Origin of the sequence: Micromonospora cynarisoli (assembly GCF_030518815.1) — a bacterium.
GTDB classification, from domain to species: Bacteria; Actinomycetota; Actinomycetes; order Mycobacteriales; family Micromonosporaceae; genus Micromonospora; species Micromonospora wenchangensis.
The window spans coordinates 5,546,330-5,570,003 of the sequence record NZ_CP130426.1 but is presented as its reverse complement, the minus strand read 5'-3'; the positions used below and the strand labels follow the sequence as shown (position 1 = coordinate 5,570,003).

21 protein-coding genes, 1 tRNA gene and 1 pseudogene are annotated in these 23,674 nt (G+C 68.3%); 12 read left to right on the top strand and 11 right to left on the bottom strand.

The window, feature by feature from the left end; genetic code table 11:
* Positions 1-925 precede the first annotated feature (925 nt).
* Complete coding sequence (locus Q2K16_RS24535; protein ID WP_302740481.1) at positions 926-2,245, bottom strand: hypothetical protein; 1,320 nt, start codon at positions 2,243-2,245, stop codon at positions 926-928.
* Between the two features lie 766 nt (positions 2,246-3,011).
* On the opposite strand from Q2K16_RS24535, the gene Q2K16_RS24530 reads away from it, so the two are divergent.
* From Q2K16_RS24530 to Q2K16_RS24510, 4 genes are all read left to right on the top strand, one after another.
* Positions 3,012-3,197, top strand: coding sequence for a helix-turn-helix transcriptional regulator (locus tag Q2K16_RS24530; RefSeq protein ID WP_302740480.1), 186 nt, complete (start codon positions 3,012-3,014; stop codon positions 3,195-3,197).
* Positions 3,198-4,651: 1,454 nt separating this feature from the next.
* Positions 4,652-5,770, top strand: a complete 1,119-nt coding sequence (locus Q2K16_RS24520) for an IS630 family transposase (RefSeq protein WP_302739705.1) — start codon at positions 4,652-4,654, stop codon at positions 5,768-5,770.
* Positions 5,771-6,050: 280 nt separating this feature from the next.
* Complete coding sequence (locus tag Q2K16_RS24515; protein ID WP_302740478.1) at positions 6,051-6,560, top strand: helix-turn-helix domain-containing protein; 510 nt, start codon at positions 6,051-6,053, stop codon at positions 6,558-6,560.
* A 44-nt stretch (positions 6,561-6,604) separates the two neighbouring features.
* Complete coding sequence (locus Q2K16_RS24510) at positions 6,605-7,291, top strand: PIN domain-containing protein (protein ID WP_302740477.1); 687 nt, start codon at positions 6,605-6,607, stop codon at positions 7,289-7,291.
* 184 nt (positions 7,292-7,475) lie between these two features.
* Here Q2K16_RS24510 and Q2K16_RS24505 read toward each other — a convergent pair.
* A tRNA-Arg gene (locus Q2K16_RS24505) sits at positions 7,476-7,548 on the bottom strand.
* Positions 7,549-8,184: 636 nt separating this feature from the next.
* Here Q2K16_RS24505 and Q2K16_RS33110 point away from each other — a divergent pair.
* On the top strand, positions 8,185-8,823 hold the full coding sequence (locus tag Q2K16_RS33110; RefSeq protein WP_368052503.1) for a phosphotransferase family protein: 639 nt from the start codon (positions 8,185-8,187) through the stop codon (positions 8,821-8,823).
* Between the two features lie 164 nt (positions 8,824-8,987).
* Here the strand turns inward: Q2K16_RS33110 and Q2K16_RS24495 are convergent, their stop codons facing one another.
* From Q2K16_RS24495 to Q2K16_RS24485, 3 genes are all read right to left on the bottom strand, one after another.
* A complete protein-coding gene (locus tag Q2K16_RS24495) occupies positions 8,988-10,688 on the bottom strand; it encodes a S9 family peptidase (RefSeq protein WP_302740475.1) in 1,701 nt (566 codons plus the stop codon).
* Positions 10,689-10,786: 98 nt separating this feature from the next.
* Positions 10,787-11,665, bottom strand: coding sequence for a PfkB family carbohydrate kinase (locus Q2K16_RS24490; protein ID WP_302740474.1), 879 nt, complete (start codon positions 11,663-11,665; stop codon positions 10,787-10,789).
* Positions 11,662-12,639 carry an NsdA family TPR-like regulatory protein gene (locus tag Q2K16_RS24485; RefSeq protein WP_489671934.1) on the bottom strand — a complete coding sequence of 326 codons (978 nt, stop codon included), beginning with the start codon at positions 12,637-12,639 and terminating at the stop codon, positions 11,662-11,664. Before Q2K16_RS24485 ends, Q2K16_RS24490 begins: the two co-directional genes overlap by 4 nt.
* A 328-nt stretch (positions 12,640-12,967) precedes the next feature.
* Between Q2K16_RS24485 and Q2K16_RS24480 the strand changes: the two genes are divergently transcribed.
* Positions 12,968-13,810: a hypothetical protein gene (locus Q2K16_RS24480; protein ID WP_302740470.1), complete on the top strand. Its 843-nt coding sequence runs from the start codon at positions 12,968-12,970 to the stop codon at positions 13,808-13,810.
* 40 nt (positions 13,811-13,850) lie between these two features.
* Here the strand turns inward: Q2K16_RS24480 and Q2K16_RS24475 are convergent, their stop codons facing one another.
* The 4 genes from Q2K16_RS24475 to Q2K16_RS24460 form a co-directional block, all read right to left on the bottom strand.
* Positions 13,851-14,945 carry an XRE family transcriptional regulator gene (locus Q2K16_RS24475; protein WP_302740468.1) on the bottom strand — a complete coding sequence of 365 codons (1,095 nt, stop codon included), beginning with the start codon at positions 14,943-14,945 and terminating at the stop codon, positions 13,851-13,853.
* A gap of 20 nt (positions 14,946-14,965) precedes the next feature.
* Complete coding sequence (locus tag Q2K16_RS24470) at positions 14,966-15,667, bottom strand: hypothetical protein (protein ID WP_302740467.1); 702 nt, start codon at positions 15,665-15,667, stop codon at positions 14,966-14,968.
* Positions 15,668-15,824: 157 nt separating this feature from the next.
* Positions 15,825-16,520 (bottom strand): pentapeptide repeat-containing protein, encoded by a 696-nt coding sequence (locus Q2K16_RS24465; RefSeq protein WP_302740465.1) that lies wholly within the window; start codon positions 16,518-16,520, stop codon positions 15,825-15,827.
* Positions 16,421-16,870: a tyrosine-type recombinase/integrase gene (locus Q2K16_RS24460; RefSeq protein WP_368052576.1), complete on the bottom strand. Its 450-nt coding sequence runs from the start codon at positions 16,868-16,870 to the stop codon at positions 16,421-16,423. Before Q2K16_RS24460 ends, Q2K16_RS24465 begins: the two co-directional genes overlap by 100 nt.
* Here Q2K16_RS24460 and Q2K16_RS33105 point away from each other — a divergent pair.
* The 5 genes and pseudogenes from Q2K16_RS33105 (at position 16,835) to Q2K16_RS24440 (ending at position 20,431) form a co-directional block, all read left to right on the top strand.
* Entirely contained in the window at positions 16,835-17,176 is a 342-nt protein-coding gene (locus tag Q2K16_RS33105; RefSeq protein ID WP_368052584.1) for a hypothetical protein, read from the top strand. The two genes, Q2K16_RS24460 and Q2K16_RS33105, sit on opposite strands and share 36 nt — an antisense overlap.
* A 335-nt stretch (positions 17,177-17,511) precedes the next feature.
* Positions 17,512-18,354, top strand: a complete 843-nt coding sequence (locus Q2K16_RS24455) for a DUF2397 family protein (protein ID WP_302740463.1) — start codon at positions 17,512-17,514, stop codon at positions 18,352-18,354.
* The gene (locus Q2K16_RS24450; RefSeq protein ID WP_302740461.1) at positions 18,254-18,952 is read left to right on the top strand and encodes a DUF2399 domain-containing protein; all 699 of its coding nucleotides are present in this window, start codon (positions 18,254-18,256) and stop codon (positions 18,950-18,952) included. The genes Q2K16_RS24455 and Q2K16_RS24450 overlap by 101 nt, the downstream gene beginning before the upstream one ends.
* 190 nt (positions 18,953-19,142) lie before the next feature.
* A pseudogene (locus Q2K16_RS33295) lies at positions 19,143-19,220 on the top strand (nucleotidyl transferase AbiEii/AbiGii toxin family protein); the annotation flags it as partial.
* 323 nt (positions 19,221-19,543) lie between these two features.
* Positions 19,544-20,431, top strand: a complete 888-nt coding sequence (locus Q2K16_RS24440) for a TauD/TfdA dioxygenase family protein (RefSeq protein ID WP_302740460.1) — start codon at positions 19,544-19,546, stop codon at positions 20,429-20,431.
* A gap of 116 nt (positions 20,432-20,547) precedes the next feature.
* Here the strand turns inward: Q2K16_RS24440 and Q2K16_RS24435 are convergent, their stop codons facing one another.
* Entirely contained in the window at positions 20,548-21,327 is a 780-nt protein-coding gene (locus Q2K16_RS24435; protein WP_302740458.1) for an NAD(P)H-dependent oxidoreductase, read from the bottom strand.
* A 145-nt stretch (positions 21,328-21,472) separates the two neighbouring features.
* Between Q2K16_RS24435 and Q2K16_RS24430 the strand changes: the two genes are divergently transcribed.
* Complete coding sequence (locus tag Q2K16_RS24430) at positions 21,473-22,354, top strand: helix-turn-helix transcriptional regulator (protein WP_302740456.1); 882 nt, start codon at positions 21,473-21,475, stop codon at positions 22,352-22,354.
* Here the strand turns inward: Q2K16_RS24430 and Q2K16_RS24425 are convergent.
* Positions 22,335-23,510: a metallophosphoesterase gene (locus Q2K16_RS24425; protein ID WP_302740455.1), complete on the bottom strand. Its 1,176-nt coding sequence runs from the start codon at positions 23,508-23,510 to the stop codon at positions 22,335-22,337. The two genes, Q2K16_RS24430 and Q2K16_RS24425, sit on opposite strands and share 20 nt — an antisense overlap.
* Positions 23,511-23,674: the final 164 nt, after the last annotated feature.

Below are 23,674 nucleotides of genomic sequence, written 5' to 3'. Positions count from 1 at the left end.
CCCATCGTCGGCCCTGAACCGTGTCCGCCAGCGGCCTTCGCTGTACGGATGGCTGTGCAGCCAGGGCCGTTGACCTTTCACGCTTGCTGCTGCCGCAGTATCCACCGGGGTTTGAGCCCCTCGTGCCTGTCGATGTGTTCGCACAAGTCGTGCTGTCGATACTCACCAGGCACTCCCTTACCGACGGCCAACCAGAAGGCAGCGGCGTCGCTCAGGTGCCCACTGCCCGTGTACCACGTCAGCCCTGGATTCTCCTCACGCAGTGCCCTCAAGGCCGCCGAAGCTAGACCATGCCTCTGAAGTTTCTCGGCGGTGTACGGCTTGTCTACCCAGGCCCTTCGGCAGTACGGGCAGACGATGTACTCGACGGCAAAGGCGAACTCTCCCCTGAGATTGGCCTGCCTACAGCGCCACCCGAAATACCTGCCGGAAAGGGTGTCTTGCCATGGCATGCCAAGGGAAGGCAACTGGCCCACCGTATATCGCGGCCGCCTGTCGATGCGGCCTCGCGTGAGGTGGTAAAGAGCAGACCGCAGAGGAGTTCGGCCAGAGGATCGACCCACGGAAGTCAACGCCTGCTCCCGAAGTTGCTGCACGTCACGCACGAGATGGTCCGCCACATTGGAATACTAGAGCTGCTGGGCCTGTAGGTCGATGGCGACAACCGTGCGTACGTAGACCTTGACCACTTCGGTGTGAACGCCAGTACGGCGGACCCCGGCCTGCCGTACTGGCGTCCCGTGCCGCCGAGCATCACCGCTTCACCGATCCACCTCAGACTTTGTCGTCAGCCAGCAGCGGTCTCGCTGCTCCTCTCCACCCCTTGCTGACGGCTGGCGGCACGGGCGCGGGACCCAGGTCGGCACGCATTAAGTATCCAGGCCTTCGTTTGCGACCCCCGCTAGCCAGCTAACCTAAACTCTATTCAGGATATCCATGACGCCGGCCGGCTTGATGCTATCAAAACCTTCCGAGCAAGAAACTTAACCAATTGGGTATCGTAGCGAAGCCTCTTGGATTCGCCCCCAAACGGCCACAGGGGAGCATTCAGCTCTGCGGACTCCTTCGCGTGAACTATCCGACATCGTAGATCATATATCCTATCAGCCACCTGGTCAGTCAGCTTCATATGAGTATTTGATAAATTGATAGCACGGACACCGGCAATGCGATCCTTATTGCCAAGCGCCTTCAGTCCGTTGGGATGCCTACTAAAGTAGTCGCGGATAATGTCATCATCCACACACTCTCGCATAACCACTCTTAACTGCTCCCGCTCGGAGAGGTAGCTTTTGCTGCCGCGAGTGAGAGACTCCACAACTTTTCCAAGCGCCGCATCATCAGCGAGATCAAAACGAGGATCCTTTAATGCATTACGCAAACGCCTAACCATGCCGGAAAAATTGTATGCGGGCATGAAGTACTCTACTACTTGGTAGTAGGCGAGATACTCCAGCAAAGGCGAAGAGAAGCCCATCGACCCTGCATACAGGTACTGCGCAACAGGCTCGTGCGGGTAGCGGAGCATCGGGAAGCGCGGGCTTCCACTGGGCTCTTCTCCAACATCCCAATCCTCCTTGACCCAGTCAGCGTCAAATGACCTCTGAAGCTGGCACGACAACCCGATCGACATCTCCAACTCAATGAAGAGGGATGTAGAGACCTCGATAAGTGTTTTGAGTGCAAGTTCCGAGGAATCCGAGTGAAGTCCAGATATCTTCAAGCTCCAGTCATATGCCGCCCCGGACACACCCACCAAAGACGGGTACGACGGAGTTCGCAACTCGATACTCAAAGGGGAAGCTGAATCGCTCATGCGGATACGCTTCGGCTCAACGTAGGCAGGGTATTCGAAGTTAACGTTATCGGCTTCACGAACTTGATCGTGCGTCAGAAACTCAACCGCCGAACGATCCTTTAATCGACTTGCAAGAGAGGTGCGAAGGGTAATGTTGGCGGCGATTTCGCGGCCTTTCCTATCGAAAAACGCGTCGTAATCGCCGAGAAACACCCAATCCTCGAACGTAAAGCACTCCAACACCTTCGCTTTTGGGGCATCTACTCGAACCTGCCTTAACGCCCCAGTGCATGGGAAATTGATTCTCAATCCCAGTGGGCCAACATACTCTCCAGTCCTGGGATCTTTGAATTGGGTAATCCAGGTTTCAAATTCAGCTGTAACCGCCCGGTCGGCAACCCGTTGGAGCGATGCCTCCAGTTGCGGCTTGTGACTATCCTCAGACATTACCAACCTCTTGCACCATCTACGAGTACCGGCACCAGAACCACAACTTGCCGAAGATCGGGGACTAAACTCTCCCTGTGTTGGCGGCAAAGGGACAGGATCTCAGACGCTGCCTATTTCTGCTATCCCGTCTGCCGCCGACCCACCGCAACCGTTCGGCAACTCCATCCCGGAGTCGTCTGGCCCCCGCCGGAGGCGCTCTGACCCCGCGTCCGCCGACCGCCTGCACAGTCCGTGGAGCCGTTCGGCAACTCCCACCTCGGACCAGCCCATCCACCGAATGACGACCCCGAAGCGCTCGGCACCCATTCGACCGGCGGAAGGAGTCACCTCGACCGGGCCGGCGGGCGACCACTCCTCCCGGTTCTTCAAGCCGTCGACCACCTGGCAGTGCAACGCGGGCAGCTCCCTACCCCGCACCCCTCTCCTACCCCGCCCCTCCTTCACCTCCTCTACCGCCCCGGACGCCCGAGCGGCCTCGTGTTCCCTTCGGCAACTCCACCGCGTGCGTCCCCGGTACGGCTTCGAGGGCTCGTCGGGTGGATGCGACCAGCGGTCGGCTTCGTCGTATCGACCTGGTCGAGCCAGGCTCGTCACCGGGTCACTCACTAACCCAGTGATGACGCGCGGGGCGTGGGTTTCGGGCCAGCTGAGCCGCCGCCCCGGCGCTGACCGCGCCGGGGCGGCGGCTCAGTAGGAACTGGTTGCCGCGCCCCGGCCAGCACCGCGCGGAGCGCGCTTGATCATCTGGAGGAAGGCACCCCTCATGGAAAGCGAGTTGTTGACCGTTCCGGAAGTCCTCGCCGTGCTCAACGGAGTGTCGCGGCGAACCTTCTACCGCTGGCGGGAGCTGGGCATCGCCCCGGAGTGCATCAAGCTGCCCAACGGTGAACTGCGGATCGAGCGGCGTGACCTGCGAACCTGGCTGGAACAGCACCGGGAGGCGGCATGAAGTCGCGGGCGGTCAGGGTCTGGGACATCCGCGTCAATCAGGGTGCCGCCAGGAAGAAGACGTACACCGTGCGCTGGATTGTCGGCGGGCGGGAGAAGTCGCGGAACTTCGCCACCCGGGCGCTGGCGGACAACTACCGGTCGGACCTGATGCAGGCGATCAACCGGGGCGAGGCGTTCGACGCTGCCACCGGCCTGCCTGACTCGATGGTGCAGAGCAAGGGCGCGGTGTCGTGGCTGGAGTTCATGCAGTCGTACGTCGATATCAAGTGGCCGGGCGCGGCGGCGAAGTCCCGGGGGAGCATGGTCGATGCGTTGGTGACAGTGGCTCCGGTGCTGGTGGGCGACCAGGCAGGACGGCCCTCGGCAGACCAACTGCGGCGGGTGCTGCGGGATCACCTGCTGCCGCCGGGCCTCCGGGAATCGGAGGTGCCAGCGGACCTGGCACCAGCGTCGCGGTGGTTACGTCGGGCCTCGCTGACGGTGAGCGAGGTGGGCGAGCCGGCCGTCATTCGCACTGCGCTCGACGCCTTGGCGTTGCGCCTCGACGGGCGGCCGGCAGCACCGACGACGGTGCGCCGGAAGCGGTCGGTCTTCTACAACGTGCTTCAGTACGCCGTAGAGCTGGGGGCGTTGGAGTTCAATCCGGTCGACAAGGTCCGGGTACGCGCACAGCGGGCGAAGATCGCCGAATCGGTCGACCGGCGTGTGGTTGTCAACGGCCGTCAGGCCCGGGAGTTGCTGACCGCCGTGTCCTACGACGGCGAGCGGGGCCGGGTCGGTCGCGGTGAGCGCCTGGTGGCGTTCTTCACGTGTCTGTACTTCGCGGCGCTGCGGCCGAGTGAGGCGTTGGCGCTGAGCGAGCAGGACTGTCACCTTCCGGCGACCGGGTGGGGCCGGCTGGTGCTGGTCGACAACCGGCCCCAGGCGGGCAAGCGGTGGACCGACAGCGGCGAGGTGCACGACCGGCGCGGGTTGAAGCACCGGGCGGCGGCGGAGTCTCGGGTAGTGCCGATTCCGCCCGAACTGGTGGGCACGCTGCGGCGGCACGTCGACCGGTTTGGCGTCGCCGACGACGGCCGGCTGTTCCGTAGCGGCAAGGGCAACGTGGTGGCCGCGTCGACGTACTCCCGGGTGTGGAAGGCGGCGCGGAACCTGGCGCTGACTCCTGCGCAGGTGGCGTCGCCACTGGCCGGTCGACCGTACGACCTGCGGCACGCGGCGGTGTCGCTCTGGCTGAACTCCGGTGTGCCAGCGACCGACGTTGCCGCCCGCGCCGGGCACTCCGTTGACGTCCTGCTAAAGGTGTACGCCAAGTGCATCGACGGCCAGGAGGCGACGGTCAACCAGCGGATTGAGGCGGCCCTAGTGCCGTGGCCACGAATGTTCGCGGTGTTGGGTGACACGCCGTCTGGCCTGTCGGCTGGGCGGGGTCGTGGCGGTCAGGCTGTGGCGGTGGCAGAACCCGTTCGCGTTCGGCGGCTCAGTGACCAGGAGGGTCAGCAGCTGCTGAGGATCACTCGTAGAGGTACCGGCTCGCCGATCCGCCTTCGGCGGGCGATGGTCGTGCTCGCCTCGGCCGGCGGGAACACGGTGCAGGCGATCGCCCGTCTCGTGCAGGCCGACGAGGACACGATCCGGCAGGTCATCCACCGGTTCAACGAGATGGGGATGGCCAGCCTGGACCCTCAGTGGGCGGGTGGCCGTCCCCGCCAGATCAGTCCCGATGACGAGGCGTTCATCGTCGAGACGGCCAACACCCGCCCCGAGAAGCTGGGGCGGCCCTTCACCCGGTGGAGTGTCCGCAAACTCGCCGAGCACCTGGGCTCGCATGCCGTTCGGCGGGTCCGGGTGGGGCGGGAGAGGTTGCGGCAGATCCTGCACCGGCATCGGATCACGTTCCAGCGGACGAAGACGTGGAAGGAGTCCACCGACCCCGACCGGGACGTCAAGCTCGCCCGGATCGAGCAGGTGAGCAGCCACTTCCCGCAGCGGGTGTTTGCCTTCGACGAGTTCGGGCCCCTGGTCATCCGCCCGCAGGCCGGCACCGGCTGGGCGCCCGCGGGCCATCCGCACCGGCTACCGGCGAACTACCACAAGCTGCACGGCGTGCGGCAGTTCCACGGCTGCTACTCCGTCGGTGACGACCAACTCTGGGGCGTCGTGCGGCGTCGCAAGAGCGCCGCGAACAGCCTCGCCGCCTTGAAGTCGATCCGCGCCGCCCGCCCGGACGGGGCACCGATCTACGTGATCCTGGACAACCTGTCCGCGCACAAAGGCCGCAAGATCCGCAGATGGGCGGCCCGGAACAAGGTCGAGCTCTGCTTCACCCCGACCTACGCCTCCTGGGCCAACCCGATCGAGGCCCAGTTCGGACCGCTACGCACCTTCGTCATCGCCGGCTCGAACCACCCGAACCACCCGACGCTGACCCGGAAACTGCACGCCTACCTGCGCTGGCGCAACGCCAACGCCCGCCACCCCGACGTCCTGGCCGCCCAACGCCGCGAACGCGCCCGCGTCCGCAGCGAACGCCAACGACGCTGGGGCCAACCCACCACCCGCGCAGCCTGACCCCAACACCGTCAACGTTCGTGGTCACGGCACTAGCTAGGATCTAAACCTCGCAGCGGGCTCAGAAGGATCAATACCGTTCATCCCAACACAGCCTGTAGCCGCAACCTCCAGGTTATGACAGGTCAACAGCTGGCGTATGGGCCTGTCGCTAGAGCTCGAGCAGCGAAGATCCGAAGTTCGCTCTGAGAAGAGTGCCCGCTTTGGCATTAATTCAAGATGACGAGCAGTATCCCTAGATCACGTTGCGTTTCTTGCGAATTGGACGCATGCTAGCCCCATGACAGCCGCAGCCCGCGTCATGGATGAGCAGACGATCCTCCCCGATGCCACCAACAGCGCGGAAGTCGTGGACCTTCTTCAGGTCCTACGCGACCGTGGCCACAACGTGCCCGAGGCGCGAGCGCGCCTGGTAAGCGCAGACGGCACTAGCACCATGCCCCTGCCCGACGGTCTGCACGACATCCTGGTCAAAGCTCTTGAAACCTTGGCCAGCGGATATGCCGTCACTATCGCCCCGCAGCACACAACACTCACTACCCAGCAAGCCGCAGACATGCTCGGCGTATCACGGCCAACCCTCACCAAGCTGCTGGACGAAGGGAAGATCCCGCACGAGCGGCCCAGCAGCCACCGCCGCATCAGGCTAGCCGACGTGCTCAAGTACCAAGAGCAGCGACGGCAGGAGCGGCGGCGTCTACTTCAGAGCATGACGACAGAGAGTCTTGCCATGGGGCTCTATGACTTGCCAGTCAGCGACCTTGAGGAAGGCGTCGACAACAGAACGTGAGGCCAGGGCTTCCGCCGAGCATCCCCACCACCTAGGCTCACTTGGTGCCGTTCTCTGTCCTACTCGATGCGAACGTCCTGGTTCCAAACGCGCTGCGCGACACCCTTCTACGAGTCGCGGAAGCGGACTTCTACCGTCCACTCTGGAGCCAGGACATCCTCGCGGAGACGCGACGGACAATCCTGCGACTGCGTCCCGGCGTCGACTCCGACAAGCTCGACAACATGTTCAGGAGCATGAATGCGGCGTTCAGCGACGCCCAGGTCACAGGCTACGAGCCCCTCGTCGAGGGAATGACGAACGACGCAGGTGACCGACATGTCCTAGCTGCCGCCGTCGCGGGCCGTGCGGACGTCATCGTAACCAACAACGTGAAACACTTTCCTCAGAATGCGGTGGCTCCCCTCCACATCGAAGTATTGAGGCCCGACCAGTTTCTATGCCTACAGTACGATCTGGCCCCGATTCCGGTTGTGGAGATCATCAAGAGGCAGAGCGACGACACGGGCCGCGTACCCGGAATGCCCCGCTTGGACGTCGATGAGCTGCTTGAGTGCCTCAGTAAGGGCGGCGCGCCTAGGTTTGTCGAGCACATCCGAGGGCATCTGGCAGCAGCGAGACACAGACCGCGCGCCCCGAAGGCGCTCACGCCTCACATGGTCGAGGCGAAGCACACACTAGACAGGTCACCCACCCCCGAGCGGGACGACCAGCACCGGCCGCAGAGCTGAGCAAGCAGGCTTCGCGCCCGCCCGCGTCCGCGGGACGCAAGCGGGCTCCCCACGTTCCAAGATCAATCCGTAAACAGTCCGCGAACAGTGACAGACAGCGACTCAGGGTGGCATGCGGCTGCATAGGTGACCATCGACGCGGGAGCATATCCCCAGCTCAGAGCCAGATCTAGCCAATCTTAAGTGCCCCCGGCAGGATTCGAACCTGCGACACACGGTTTAGGAAACCGATGCTCTATCCCCTGAGCTACGAGGGCGCGAGCGCCTAGTCTAGCGACCTGCGGGTTCACCTGGGGTGGCAGGGAGTGGTCCAGGCTCACCCGCAGCACCCGGACCCCCGTTCGCCCAGCCCAGGACCACAGCCCGAGCACACGAACCCCCGTTTGCGACCACGAGCGGCTGCGGTGGCCCGCGTCGGCACCGGGTGACCCGGGTTGGCATCCGCTGGCGAGCACACGTCGCGCACATCATCGAAGATCAACGACGTCCCGTCTGTATACCCACCTTCGGCGTCGCTGCGAAAGGAGCAAGGAGCGCTCACCTCGAGGTCGCTCGCTCCCCGCCGACATACCGACTATGAGGGCCTCCGTCGAGCGTCCGATCATGCCGATGTGCCCGCAAGAACCTCGACCTGCACCCCGATCACTTTCTGGCCACGTTCATGGCGCTCGCGGCTCTGCCGATGTGCGCGGGTCAGTCAGGTCGACTCCCTGTACGACTTAGCGCATTCGACTCGCTCGTAGTAAACGTAGTAACCCGTGGCGACCTTGATGATCAGCCCGCGATGATGGCCGGCGTGAAAGAGGTCTCGGTCGTCGTCGCCCATCACGAGCGCGCGACCCTGCGCGTCGGCGACGTGTTCCTGAAGGTCGACAGCGACCAGGCGCGCATCGATGTCGAAGTCGAGGCGATGCGGCTGGCGCCCGTCCCGACCCCCGAGGTCCTGTGGCGCAGGCCGCCCGTCCTCGCGATCGCCGCCGTCCCCGGCCAGGCACTCGGCTGTCTCGGCGAGCCGTCGCCCGCGTCACCGGCGGCGTGGGCCGCGGCGGGCGCTGCGATCCGGAAGCTGCACGAAGCGCTACCACCGCCGTGGGCAGGCAGGAAGCTCGTCGGGCTGGACGCGGAACTCGATCGCGAATGTGCCTGGCTCGTCGACAGCGGCGTCCTGCCGGCCGACCTGGTCGACCGCAACCGCGATAGCCGAGGCCGCGATTCGGCCGTGGACGCCGGTGTTCATGCACGGCGACCTGCAGATCACCCACATCTTCACCGACGGCGACGAGGTCACCGGCGTGATCGACTGGTCCGAGGCGGCACCCGGCGACGCACTGTTCGACCTCGCCATTCTGACCCTCGGGCACGAGGAACGGCTCGAGGATCTCCTCGCCGGTTACGGTGTCGACGTCGACCGGGACGTGATTCGCGCCTGGTGGTCGCTGCGTAGCCTGCTGGCGTCCCGCTGGCTGATCGAACACGGCTTCGACCCGTCCTTGCCGGGCTGCGAGTTCGACGTACTGAGATCCCGGATGTGAGGCTGCACGAGCCCGACGGCCACGGATGCATCACCGGCTACCGCTAGCCGCCGTGTAACCCCTGTTGATCATTGCCGGCACCCGCCACCAGCGAGCGGTAGTGGGCCAGTTCTGCCTCCAACGCCGCGCCCGCTCGACGGGACGACGCCACATAGTGGCCGACATCAGGAAGAAGCAACACCTTGGGTGCCATGCCGAGAGACGTCAACTCCTCGGCGAGTTTTTTGCACATCATCGGCTTCGGCTACCTCGTCGGCGGTGCCGTGGATGAGCAGCACCGGCCGTTGGATCTCGGCGGCACGGACCGCACCGGCACCCCCACGTAGCCGCATCGCGTGCGCCCGCTGGAACCGGGGCACCGTCCGCGCCCACCGGTCAGGATCCACGATCGCCGACACGGCGGTGGCGGCGGCGAACGGGCCGTCCTGTGCCACCGCGTGCAGAGCGGTGTATCCGCCGGCGCTGGCACCGCGGATGAACACCTGCCCCGGCAACGCCCGCCCCGCCGATAGCAGGTGCACCGCCACAGCAGCGCAGTCGTTGACGTCGTCCAGGCCCCACCGTCCGTAGAGCGACTCCCGGAACGTCCGGCCGTGCCCGGTGCTACCCAGGTAATCGACATCAACGACGGCGAACCCACGACTGGTGAAGAACTGCGCCTGCCAGTCCAGGCGCAGCAGACACGAGGCGGTAGGCCCGGGATGCGCGCGAACGATCACTGGTGCGAGCCAGTCCGCAGTCGAATTCGTCGGCGCATACACCAGGGCAATGACCTCCCGGCCACCGGCCACCCGTACGCGGAGCTCCATCGGCGTGGATACCCGCACGCCGTCGAGCGCGGCATGCTCCGGGCTGGCGAGCACCTCCACCTGAGGGGGATCGATATCAGCCACGTCTACGAGCGCGACCTGCGGGGCTGCGGTCGGCGACGAACCGATCAACGCCACCGTCGTCCCTCGGAGGGCGAGGTACGGCTTGATCGACGTGTACGGCAGGTCGACCGGACGGACAGCACCGCCGGGCTCGATGACGACAAGGCGGTGTCGCGGCCCCTCCTGCACAACCACGACGATCCGACCGTCGTCGAGGAAGCCGTACGACGCGTAGCCCAACTCCCAGGGCTCCGCAGCGCACTCACCCGCGATCGGTGCCACCGCCTCCACCGTGAGACCGTCCCACCGGTAGAGGTTCCACCAACCACCGCGGTCCGACACGAAGTACAACGCTCCGTCGGGTCCCCATCGCGGCTCCACCGCCGATTCCCCCGGACCACCGGCCAGCTTCACGGGATTCTCGACCTCACCGTGCGGCGAATAGGCGGCGGTCCACACCTCGCAGGCATCCCACGGCATGTCGTGCTCGCTCCAAGCGGTCCACGCCAACCGACCCGGGCCCGGCCGAGGCGCGCCGAGAAACCCCGGGGACGAGACCACAGTCCGCATCCGCGGAGCGCCGGTGAGGGGCACCGCCACGAGCTGGTCACCCTGCTCCGACTCCCGCACGGCCAGCAACTCACCGTCACCGATCGTCAGATCACCGAAGCACCCGTGACCGACCAATTCGAGTTCGTCGCCATCCAGGCGCCTCCGGTAAAGGCGATCTCCGCCGACACACCACAACGTTCCCTCGGCGACAACGAACGATCCGCCCCCGTACGCGTGCACTCCGCTGCCGACATCGAAGTTCTTCGGACTGACATCACGCTTGCCATCGCTTGCCCGCCAGCCCGTCACCGTCGTCCCCTGCTCCGCGTCGGGGCGGGTTTCCAACCAATACACGCCGTCGTCACCGGCACGTAGCTGGTCGTAGCTCACCGAGGCGCGGACGGCGTCATCGACCGACACTTCAGCGGTCCTGTCCGCCACCCTCACATGTCCTTCTCGAAGAACTCCCAGCAGGCTGGACTACAGCCGGCTCGCCAACCGGTCGGGGCATCGGCAAGGCTGGCGGCTGATCTTGGCTCTCAGTCGCCACCTACCACTGCCGTCGCAGCGTTGACCGCGTCGGTGATGGCTTGCCCCAGCGGAGTGTTCTGGGTGAGTAGGGCAGCGAGGGTACCGAGGAAGTGGTCACCTGCGCCGGTGGTGTCGATGGCGTGGACGTGTAGTGCGGGGACCAGCTTGGTGTGTTCGGCGGTGCTGTATGCGGCACCGCGAGCGCCTGCGGTTACCACGGCTGCCCGTGGTCCCAGCCCACGAAGCTCCTGAGCCGCGATCGTCGGATCGGCGTGGTGCCGGCCGAGGATCGCGGCGGCCTCGTGTTCGTTGCAGACGAAGAGGTCGAGGGCGGCGAGCACGGCTGACCCGAGCGTGGCGTGCGGTACGAGGTTCCCGATGAGTGTCTCGGCCCGGTGGTGCTGGAGGACAGCGCCGACGGCGTCGGGTGGAAGGTCGAGTTGGGTGAGCACGGTGGGTGCGTGCAGCCGCCGTAGCGTTTCGCGCACCTGGCTGGCGGTGAGTTCTGTGGCGGGAGACAGCGCGAGGACGATGTGGTTCTCGGCGTCGGGGGCGACTTCCACGATCGCCAGGCCGGTCGGCGCCGATGGTATGAGCTGGAAGAACGACACGTCGACGCCCGCGTCGGTGAGGGCGCGTCGCAGGAAGGTGCCCCATTCGTCGGTGCCGGCGTTGGCGACCAGGGCGGTCCGGGCACCTACGCCGGCAGCGGCCCTGGCCTGGTTGAGGCTCTTGCCGCCGGCTGTGGTGGTGGCGGGTGCCGAGGCGAATGTCGTGCGTCCCGGCTGTGGTCGTCGGGGGATCCGGACGGTGATGTCGATGTTGGCTCGGCCGACGACGATCACCTGTGGTGGCGATGGGGACATCTCGGGCTGGTGGTCGGTCATCCGGTGACGGCGACCCGGTCGAGGAGCTCCCGGACCTGCTGGTGCTGGGAGAAGGGCTTGAGCTGCCGAGCCAGGGCGAGAATGTCACGGTGGACGCGTGCTGAGCCGGTCGTGGTGGCCAGGGTCAGCGCTTCGTCGGCGGTGGTCGCGGCCTGCTCCGGTTCGGCGGCGGCCAGGTAGGCGTGTGCTGTCCGGGAGAGGTACATGCCGCGTTCGCGCCGATAGCGGTCAGGCCAGTGGTTGACGGCGGTGGTGAAGCTGGTGATGGCCCGGTGTGGTTGGTTGAGGCGGAGCCATCCCTCGCCCTCCTGGGCGGCCAGGTACGGCGGTGTGCAGAAGGACCCGAGTGCGTGCTCGTCGTCGATGGCCGCACCGGTCGCGACGAGCGTCTGGGCGCGCTCGATCGCGGTCTGGAAGCCGGCGGTGTCGTTGTCGAGGGTGCTGCCGTGTGCTTCCTGCACGGCGGCGAAGGCGTGGACGAGCGGGGGCACGTCGGGGCAGCTGGAGGCGGCGCGGGCCAGTCCGACGACGCGGTCGTCGTCACCGGTGCCGACCATACGTTGCGCCCTGCGTGCCAGCACGTAGGAGCTGAAATCCCGGTCGTCGGCCTCCTGGGCCATGCCGGACGCGCGGTCGAGCCAGCGGTCCCCGGCTGTACGGTCGCCGAGGTCGTCGCTGAGCCAGCCGCCGAACTCGCTCCAACGGGCCTCGGTGCTCAGCAGCCGGTCGCGAAGCTGCCCTCGGGCCTGTCGGCGGAGGGCGGCGATCTGCGTGATCTGCTGCTCGACGGTCGCCAGGATGGTGCGCCCGCCCAGCTTGTCGTCGGCCTGCACCAGGAGGGCGCGGAGTTCGGCGAAGTGGTCCACGACAGCGGGGTCGACGGCTGTCGGGCGGGCCGCTCCAGCAGGGCCGGCAGCTTCAGGGCGGTGAGACCGGCGGCGAGTTCCAGCAGTGTCCGCCGGGTCACCCGGAATGACATCGCCTGCCCGTCGGACATGACCTCAAGGGTAGCCGTGGCGACGCCGTCAGGGTGCTCCTCGTCAGGTGTGAGGGCGATGTTGGCAACAGCCGACAGCGGTGCCGCAGTGCCGGGCATGGTGCCCACGATCGCGTCCGCACCATCGTTCGACGTTGCAGGGTGAGCGCGCGGATCCGCAGCGCCGGCAGCGACCGCTGGCTGCCGCGGACTCGACAGTGGAGCATCGTCATCGATCCCGGTCGGCGGGTTCGGCCGCCTGCATCAGGTGGGTGCGGTCGGATCTCGCTCGACGGGCTGCCCCAGGGGTCGGGAGACTGGCGGTCGTGAGAGCCGAGATGGTGTTCCCGGACGGCGCGTGGCAGGAGGTCAGGTTCGGCCTGTTCGAGCCGACCCTCGACTACAGCGGCAGCGCATGGGATCGGGACGTCCTCGACCCTTGGGTTGCTACCCATTCGTCGGTCCTGGCGGCGTTGCGGCAGGTCGGTGAGCCGAGGATGGCCGCCGTCGCGTTGGCGCACGAGGACCTGTGGACGTTGTACGCGGTGAGCAGGGTGCTGGAGTTGCTGATCCTGCCCAGCCAGCCGCCCGCCACCGATCCCGGCGACCCCACGGACTGGCTTCCGGCTTCGGCGTACCGGCGGTTCGTCGCCGCGATCGGCGGCACGTTCCCAGCCGGGGAAGGGTTCCATCCGTTCCTGCACGAGATCGTCGAGGTCGAACCGGCAGACGATCCGCAGGCACCGCCGGTGCTGGCCGGGCAGTGGTGGCCGAGGTGCCTGGTCGGGTCGCTGCTGCTCATGCGCGGCGGCGTGAGCGTCCGCGCCGGTGCCCACCACCTGGATCCCGCGCTCACCGCGGCCTCGACGTTGTACTGGGCGTGGCGGCGGCGGTACCGGCAGGCGGCCGACCTGTCGCACGGTTGGGGCGGCAACTCGCAGTGGCGTACCGGCTTCCGCCGTGACTACCGACTGCCCGACCGGCTCGTCTACAACGCGGACGCGGCGCTGGACCCGACGCCTCCGCATCCCGGCGGCCCGGACCCGAGCACGGACGCCAACCTGCTGCGGTACCGGTGCAGCACCCTGCTCGACCACGGCGACGACCAGTGGGTCTGGGACAGCCACCACGTCGAACCGACAGCACCCACCGCCACACCGCCTGAGTAAGCGATGGGGATCGCCCTGGCAGGGAGGGTCCCGGCTCAGGTCAGGTGCCGGTCGGGGTGAGTCGTAGTTCGGGGAGGTGTTCGGTGGCAGCGGCGATCACGGTGCGGGCGAGGGCTGCCGGGAGGCCGGCCTGTGCGGCGAGGTCCTCGATGGTCGTGTGTTGTTGGCTGAGGAGGTCGACGGCTTTGCCGAGGAGGGAGGGTTGTTCTCGGGGGCCGAGGTCGCCGGGTTCGGGGTGGCCCCACTGGGCGAGCAGGCTCATGCCGCGTCGGTAGGTGTGGTCCCGGTAGATGCCGAGGTCGTGTCCCCGGTAGACGAGGGCTTTCAGGCTGATGCCCCAGCGGCGTTTCAGTTCGTGCAGCCGGTCGAAGTCCAGCCGGGCGGGAAGCTCGGCGGCCAGGGTGGTGCTGGGGGCGAGGAACTCGGAGGCGAAGGCGGTGGCCTCCCGTTCCAGGAGTTGGCTGCCCGGCTCGGCGTCGTGATGCAGCAGGAGGTGGCCGAGTTCGTGGGCGGCGTCCATCCGGGAGCGGGCCTTGTCGTTCTTGGCCGGGTTGAGGAAGACGAACGGCCGCTGGCCGTACCAGTGTGAGAACGCATCGACCCGTTCGGAGGCGTCCGGCAGGGACAACACGATCACCCCGTGCGCCTCCAGCAGCCGTACCATGTGCGGCACCGGCCCGTCGTCGAGCCCGAACTCGGCACGTGCCGCCGCGGCGACCGTACGGACGTCCTCGGCCCGCGCCGGTTCCGGCCAGTCGAGCTGCGGCAGCCGCAACTCCGGCAGCCGCAACTGCCGACCCACGGCCTCGACGACCCGCCAGGCGACCTCACCGAACGCCTCCGCCTGGTCCCGCTCCGCCTGACTGGTGGCCCGCAGGCTACGGAAGTGCGCCCGCCCCGGCGACGCCGGAGCCGGGACACCGGCGGCGAAGAACTCCACAGGCATCGCCAACGCCAACGCCAACCGCGCCAGCACCGCCGCCGACGGACGGGCCTGCCCCAACTCGTACTGGCTGACCGCCGCCGCCGTCACCCCGACCTGCCGGGCCAACTCGTTCTTCCGCATCCGCCGCCACCTACGCGCCAACCCCAACGCGTGCGGCTCGAACCCCGCCACGGCCACGGTGACCGGCACCGGCGGGCGAACCCCGCCCGTCACGCCCGTCGGCCGGCAACAGCACCGAGGGTACGACCGGCACCGGAGGCGGGCCGCAGCGTCCCGAGCGGCAGCTCCGGCACGGGCAGCTCGTCGTGGCGCTGCACCGGCACCCCGACCGGGTCACCGACGATCGGCAGCGGCGTCCCCACCGTAACGGCGTCACCGAACCACAGCGTCACCTCGAACCACGGCGACCCACCCTCACGGTTGTCACGGGGCAACCCGAGATACGCCGTCGCCTCACCCGTGGCGATGTCACCGGTGTGCGCGACCCGCAGATGCCGCTTCGGGGGCACCACCCCGGCGAAGACCTCCGGGAACTGCTCGGCGTCGTCGAAGGCCAACTGCCCGTCGCGGCTGTTCTCCACCGCCCCACCGAGGCGCGCCTCGCTGCCCTCCCACCGGATCGATTCGATCCCGCCCTGCAACGAGTACAGCCGCACCACGTACCCGGCGCAGAGGATCTCCAGGGAGTTGTCCTCCACCCGCACCCGCACCCCGTCGACCCCGTCGAAGGACGCCTTGCCCAGGTTCGTCAGGTTCCGCCACACCGTGGTGCCGAAGCTCATCGCGTCGTCGCCGAGTTCCGGCTCGTGCCGGTCCGCCGCGCGCCGGTACACCTGCCGGATCAACCCGCCCAGCGGCTCCAGCACGCCCCGCTCGTCCAGCACCGCCACCGCGTCATCCAGCAACCCCATGCCGCAGAATCTAGTCCATACCGCAGTTGATGTTGCGGAAATCAAGCAGCTGACACGCCCGACATCGAACATGGTGCCGCCGACGCGGGCCTCACCGGACGACGCCAGCGACGCGCGCCCGGCAGCCCTTCCCGAGGCGGCTTCGGGTGCGACAGGCCTACTTCTCGTCGGGGTCCTCGATGCGGACGCCCAGTGCACCGGCGAGGGCGTACGACAGGGCGATGAGGTCCTGGTGGGCGAGGATCGCGCCGGTCATGCTGGTCACGCCGCCGATCCCGGTGAGGTCGCAGCGGGCGAAACGGGTGCCGTCCATGCCCGCCTGGGAGAACTGCGCGCCGGTCAGGTCACAGTCGGTGAAGCGGGCGCCGCGCAGGTCCGCGTGCTGGAAGTCGGCCCGGGTCAGGTTGCAGCTCTCGAACGCCACGCTCGCGAAGGTGGTGAACCGCCACGACGACAGGTCCAGTCGGCAGTCCGAAACCGTGACGTCCCGCAGCGCCCCGTTGACCCACTGCAGGCCCGTCATCCGCGCCGTGGACAGCCGTACCCGGAGCATCGACGACCTGTCCGTCCGCAGGTTCGCCAGGTTCGTACCCTCGAACACGCAGTCGGTGAACCGCGCTGCCTCCAGCCGGGTACCGCTGAGGTCGGTGCGGGTGAAACGGCAGCGGGTGAACTCGGCCCCGTCCGCCGACCGCCCGGACAGGTCGAGATCGCCCAGGCCCAGCCGCTCGAACGTCGCCTCGTCGCCGATGGTCAGGTCCCCGGCGGAGGGCAGGTCCGGCGACGCCGGCAGTTTCGGTGCCGCCGGAGCCCGCCACCGGGCGGCACCACGAGCGGACGAACGGGCGACCATGCCGCGCACGCTAGCCGAGCCGGTGGAGACCGCCGACAGCGGCACGCGGACGGGCAGGCGGTTCTGGGCCGGTGCCGGCGGATCTTCTCCGCGACGGCGTCGGCGGCGTCGTGGTGCATCGCCCTGGTGACGCTCTGATACGTGTCACGGGTCAGGGTGGTGGTGGAGTGACCGAGCTGCTCGGAGACGACCTTGATGTCCACCCCGGCGGCCAGGGCGATGGTGGCCGCGCTGTGCCGCAGGTCGTGCAGACGGGTCGGCGGTAGCCCGGCCTGGCGTACGAGCCTGCGGAACCGCTGGGTGACCCCGCTGGGATGCCACGGCCGGCCGTCGGGGCGGACAAAGAACAGGCCGGTGTCGGGCCACGCCTCACCGGCGGCGAGGCGCCACTGGGCGCGGCGGGCCCGGTAGGCGGCGAGAACCCTGACCGTCTCGGCGTCGAGGGCGAGGTCACGGTTACCCGCCCTGCTCTTGGGCTTCTGTCGATCCGGGTCGAACTCGTCTCTGGGCGGGGCGAGGACTACTGGCCCCGGCCGGGCCGGATCCTCACCGCTGCCAGGTCGCACACGTTCGAGCAACTGGGCACGGCCATCGACCTGGCCTTCGCCCCCGCCAACCGGTCATGGCTGGTCTCCGCGCTCTGGGACGATGCCTGAACCTGCGTCGGCGGCCCGACACCACTGATCCACACCCTCGAACGCGACACCGTGGCCAACGCCCGCCAGGTCCGACCGACGAAGACGCGCTGCCACCAGGGTTGGCCCGCGAGTGACGGCTCACGCCCCGAGGGCCGCGGTCACCCTTCGACGACGACTACCCTGCCACTTCTCGGCAGGACGGCAGCTGCTGGTCGGCTTGCCGTAGATCGCTTCCCGTTCGGGCTGCGACCACGACCGCAGGACAGGCTGCCGCCGATCCCTGCGCGCCCAACCGCCGTGGTGGCTCTCCTGGGTAGGGTGGGTGGCTGTCCGCGTCCGGTGGGAGGTAGGTGATGACGGCGCAGCCATCTCGACCGACGTTCGGGCTGGACGACTTCGCGCTGGACGACCGGATGCGGCTGTTCGGCTACGTGACGGCGGAGAACCGGTTCGCCTACCTGTGGCTGCTCCGGGCGTTCGACTCGGCGCGGTCCAGCTACCACGTGGTGCTGCACACCTCCGACGTGGCCGCAGCGCTGGCGGCGTTGCACGACGCGGACGCCGACTGCCCGGATCCGGCGGGGCTGGAGTTGCCGCGGCTGCTCGATGCCCTGGTGGAGTGGGGGGTGCTCGACCGGGGGCAGGACGGTTCCCGGGCCACGACGCTGGCGGAGTACCGCAACCGGCACTCGGTGTACCAGTTCACCGAGGCCGGGTACCGGGCGCACCGCGCGGTGGAGGCGGTGCTGTCGGCGAGCATGGCCGACTCCACGCTGTCCCGGCTGGTCTTCGCCGACCTCCTGGCGGACCTCAACGCGCTCGCCGTAGCCAACGAGGCGGGGGACGCGGAGGAGGTCTACCGCAAGTTCAACCGGCTGGACCGGGCTTTGGCCGACATCGCCGAGCGAGCGGCCCGCTTCTATCACATGCTAGGCGATCTGGGCCGGACCAACGATGTACGGCCGGAGGTGTTCCTCGCGCACAAGGACGCCCTGCTGGCTCACCTGCGGGACTTCCACGACGAGTTGCAGCGGTACACGCCCCGGCTACGCGCGGCGGTGCACGAGGTCGAGACGACCGGTCTGGACCGACCGGGTGCTGGAGGACACGAAGGCCCTCACCGACGGGCCGCTCCGCGGACTCGTCCTCCGTGCCGTCGCCACCTGGCAGCAGGCGGCGCTCCCGGTCGACGGTGAGCGGGAACGGGCGTTGTGGGAATCGGTCGGTCTGGTCCCGGACGACCTCGCCAGCCAGGTGCTGGTGCTCAACGTGCCGGCCACCGGCGGCCTGCTCGGGCGGTGGCTCACCGAGGCCGCGCAGGCCGGCGTGCCGATCCGGGTCACCCTGCACCAACTGCGCCTGGCACCGCTGACGCTGAACTGTGACGAGGTCTACGTCTGCGAGAACCCTGCCGTGCTGCGCGCGGCCACCACCGCGCTCGGAGCCCAGGCCCCACCGCTGATCTGCACCGAAGGGGTGCCCTCGGTCGCCGTCCACACGCTGTTGTGGGCCGCTCAGGGGGCGGTGATCCGATGGCGCAACGACTTCGACTGGACCGGCGTACGACTGACTGCGGCGGCTCTCCAGCGGTATCCGGGCGCGGTCCCGTGGCGGATGACTGCGGCTGACTACCTGCCGGCGGCGGGCACCGGCACAGCACTGCTCGGCACGCCCACTCGGACGCCCTGGGACGAGTCGCTGAGCGAGTCGATGCGGCGTGCCGGCCGAGCGGTGATGGAGGAACGCCTGCTCGACCGGCTCATCGCCGACCTACGGGCGGCCGGAGCCAGATAGCGGCAGGCCGGTGTTGCTCGGTGGATGCCGCATCACCCCAGCCGCCGGCGGACTACCGGCCCCACGGTGACCGGAAGCCCTACGTGGTGGCCGAAACCCTTACCGCGCTGCACGGCCCGACTGAGGCAGGGTGACGCTTCCGCGTCATCTCGACTGGTCCGGGCACGGCGAGTACGACCTGAGCCGGGCGGCCATCGGGCCGGTCCTCCATCCCGACGACGCGGTCGCGAACAAGATGAGCGCCCTCTACGGACGAGCGTTCGCCCAGTCAGTTTCGGCGCGGCACACGCTGGTCTGGGCGTCGAACTGCCGGCAGCCACGCCACGAAGAGACCTACCCAACACGCGGGTGGCCGTGTCCCTGTCAGCGGTCCGCCAACGCCACCCGGGACGTGGTGGGTGCACTTTCCTTCGTGGTCCTTGCGACAGGTCCACGTCTTCGAGAGGGCTCCGGGCGACAGGCGTCACCAACAGAACTTGGACGCGGCAGCACTGGGTACCACCGTCCTGTCTGGACCTGAGGGTGGTGGCACCAAGCGCGCCTATTGGAAGGTTCTGGGTCATGTCAACCACTTCCCCTCCCGCCCTTGACATGAAGCGGATCACCGGGAACGTCGGTGTCGAGATTCGCGGCATCGACCTCGCGACCGACCTCTCGGCAGATACCGTCAGCGCCATCCGAGCCGCAGTGGTCCAGCACAAGGTCGTCTTCTTTCGAGGGCAGCACGGCTTCGACGACGCGTGGCAGGAACGCTTCGCCAGCCGCTTCGGCGCTCTCGCCCCCAGTCACGCCACCCTCAGTGGCTCCGCAGCCTCCCCCGCCATCCTCGAACTGGACTACTCGACCACACAGATTCGCACCGACCTCTGGCACACCGACGCCAGCTACCAACTACGTCCCCCACTCGGAACGATCCTGCGTGCGGTGAAGATGCCCCCGTACGGCGGGGACACGGCGTGGGCCAATACCGCCACGGCCTACCAGAGCATGCCGGAGGAGTTGCGCGCCCTGGCGGACAGCCTCTGGGTCGTCCACACCAACACCGGTGACAACGCCCCCTACGCGCTGAACGGCGAGGACGGTGCGGCCATCCGCGCGCAACGAAAGGAGTACCTCTCCCGGGAGTTCTTCACCAAGCACCCCGTCGTCCAACTCCATCCGGAATCCGGCGAACGGACGCTTCTGCTGGGCCAGTTCTTCCACCGGGTGGTGGGCTGGAGCATCGCAGCTTCCCGAGATGTCTACCGCCTTCTCCAGAGCTACGTCGTCACCCCGGAGAACGTCGTACGCTGGCGCTGGGCCGAAGGCGACGTCGCCTTCTGGGACAACCGCGCGACCCAGCACTATGCGGTCCGCGACTACGGCAGCCAGGGCCGCACGGTGCACAGGATCACCATTGCCGGCGACATCCCGCAGTCCATCTCCGGCACGCGAAGCGAGAGCGTGGGTGGCGACGAGTTCACCGTCGGCATCCACTAGGTGGGGCACGCCGATCCGTGCCGGCAGTCCTGGCGGTGGCAGCGCGCTCTGCTCGATCAGCAAGATCGAGGAGGCCGCCTCCACACACCGCTCGCCCCATCGCAGATCACCGGTCCTCATCCTCCTACATGCAGGCGGAAACCCGTACGGCCGGGAGCCTCCAGGCCGTCCTTCAGCCGTAGTGACGGGATCTCGTAGTCACCGTGGTTCTGCCGCCGGAACGCGATGGGCGCGGTCGTCTCCAGCGTCAGCAGTCGTTCCTTCCACCTTTTCGCGACGTCCTCGAAATCACCGTCGGAGATCCGGTCCGCGCCGTACACCACGAACGGCGGCAGCACCTCCATGCCCGGGTAGTAGAGGATGCCGTGGTGGATCGGGAACAGCAGATCCTCGATCGGGCCGTTGATCCCACGGTCGGTGTAGTGCGACTGCGGGCCGCCGACGGTCACCGAGAGGATCGCCCGCCGGCCGAGCAGCGTTCCCTCACCGTAACGCTCGCCGTAGCGGGTCTCGTCGTGCACGCCGACGCCGTAGGCGAAGTGGAAGGAGAACACCCGGTCCACCCAGCCCTTGAGGATGGCCGGCATCGTGTACCACCACATCGGGAACTGGAAGATCACCGTGTCGGCCCAGAGCAGTTTCTCCTGTTCGGCCGTCACGTCGGGGGTGAGCGCGCCGGCGTCGTACGCCCCGCCCGAACTCGGTACCACCCGCAGCGGGTCCGTGGCGTTCCCGCCGAAGTCGGCCGCGTCCACGACGGCCTTCCAGTTCATCGCGTACAGGTCACTCACCCGCACCTCGTGGCCGGCGGCCTCAAGGGTGGACACCGCGACGTCCTTCAGCGAGCCGTTCAGCGAACGCGGCTCCGGATGGGCGTACACGATGAGCGTCTTCATGGCTGATTCCCTCCGACGACGTCTGTCGCCACCCATGCTCGGCGGCCGGGAGCGCGCCGTTCAGGGGCGCGCGTTCCGTCGGACCGGACTTCCTGGTATTGGCAGGGCCACCCGCGCGCCTGCCGCCGGAGCGATACTTCAGGCCATGGACGATCTCGCGGGCTTCCTGCGTACCAGGCGTTCCCGGGTCGACCCGTCGGTCGCCGGCATCCCGACCGACAGCCGACGCCGCGTCGAGGGGTTGCGTCGCGAAGAGGTCGCCCACCTGTCCGGGGTCAGCGTCGACTACTACGTACGCCTGGAGCAGGGCCGCGCCACCCAGCCGTCGGAACAGGTCCTCGACGCGCTCGCCCGCGTCCTCGGACTCGACGAGACCGAACGCGGTCACCTGCACCGGCTGGCCCGGCAACGCCGCCGTCGCACCAGGTCGCCCAGCGGTCGCCCCCGGGCGGAGCTGCTGCGCGTACTCGACCTGATCGTCGACGCCCCCGCCCTGATCATGGACCACCGGATGGACGTGGTCGCCGGCAACCGCCTCGCGGGACTTCTCTACGGCCGGAGCACGACGGGCCTGAACACCGCCCGGCACATCTTCCTCGATGAAGCCGAGCGGGGCCTCTACGCGGACTGGGAGAAGTGCACCCTCGACGTGGTCGGGCACCTTCGCCTGGCCGCCGGCAAGTACCCCGACGATCCCCGCCTGACCTCGCTCGTCGGCGAACTGTCAATGGGCAGTGAGCGCTTCCGCCGGCTCTGGGCCCGCGCGGACGTGCGCGCCCGCACGCATGGCCGCAAGGCGTACCGGCATCCGCTGGTCGGACTGCTGGAACTGCACCAGGAGAACTTCGCTCTGCCGGACGGATCGGGCATGGAACTGATCGTCCTGGCGGCACCGCCGGAAAGCCCCGCCGAAGACGGGCTGCGCCTGCTGGCCGCACTCAACGACGGTGGGAACCCCCGGCCCCCTGCGGTGGCGGCGCACGCCGTTCGCCGGGTGCGGTCGGAGGCTAACCCGCCCGCAGGGTGAGCAGGGTGATCTCGCTCGGCGCGAAGATCCGGAACGGCGGGCCCCAGAAACCGGTCCCCCGGCTCGTGTAGAGCTGGGTCCGGCCGTGCCGGCTGAGGCCCTGCACGACCGGCTGGTCGAGCCGGACCAGGTAGTGGAACGGCCACATCTGGCCGCCGTGGGTGTGCCCGGACAGTTGCAGATCCACGCCGGCCGCGACCGCGTCGCCGATCTGCTTCGGCTGGTGCGCCAGCAGCAGCACGGGCAGTCGCGGGTCGGTGCCGGCGAGCGCCGCCGCGTGGTCGGCCCGGTGACCGGCGACGCCTGACGAGGCGGCGGTGACGTCGTCGACCCCGGCGACGACGAGCCGGTCGCCACCCCGCTCCACCACGAGGTGCCGGTTGTGCAGGGGCTCCCAGCCGAGGGCCCGCATGTGGTCGACCCAGCCCTGCGCCTGGCCGTAGTACTCGTGGTTGCCCGTCACGTACACCCGGGCCAGCCGGGCCTGCACGGTGCCCAGCGGGGCCGCCTGCGCCCGGCGCTGGTCGACGGTGCCGTCGGCGATGTCGCCGGTGTGGCAGACGATGTCGGGGGTCAGGCCGTTGACCACCTCGATGGTGCGGGCGGACCAGCGGGCCCGGTCGATCGGGCCGTAGTGGGTGTCGGTCAGCAGCACCACCCGGACCCCGTCGAGGCCGGCTCCCAGCCGGTCGACGGTGACGTCCACCCGCCGGACGCGGGGCACCCGCATCGCCTCGGCGTACCCCCAGACGGCCAGGACGACCGCGACGACCGCCGCACCGGCCGCCACGGCCCGGGACCGGACCGGATCGGCGACCCCTGCGGCGGCCAGCGGGAGCCGGGCCACGTTGCCGAGCAGCGCCCAGACGAAGAGGATCCACACCAGGCTGAGCAGGGTGTCCCCCACACGGGCCGCCGCGTCCAGCCGCCGACGGCCGTGCCCGAGATACATCAGTACGGGGAACGCGACGAGCGCGACGACGAACACGGTCGTGCCGGCGGCCTGCACCGGCGCCGGCCACCGCGCCGCCACCGTCAACGTCCACCACGGCAGCCCGAACAGCAAGGCCAGGACCGCGATCAGCGTCGCCCCGGACAGCAGCGGTCGCAGCGACCCTCGCGTCGGCCGCACCTGTACGGCATCGCCAGCAGTCATCGTCGTCCTCCCGTCGGGGCCCGTGCAGCATGACACGCTCCGGGCCGGTTCGCCGACACCCCGATGTTCGTCTCCGACGCGGCGATGAACCTGGTCGCCGTGACCGCCGGGGCCGCACCCGACGGTCATGGGGCCACTTGCCGGTTTGGCTCCCGGCGGGGCGG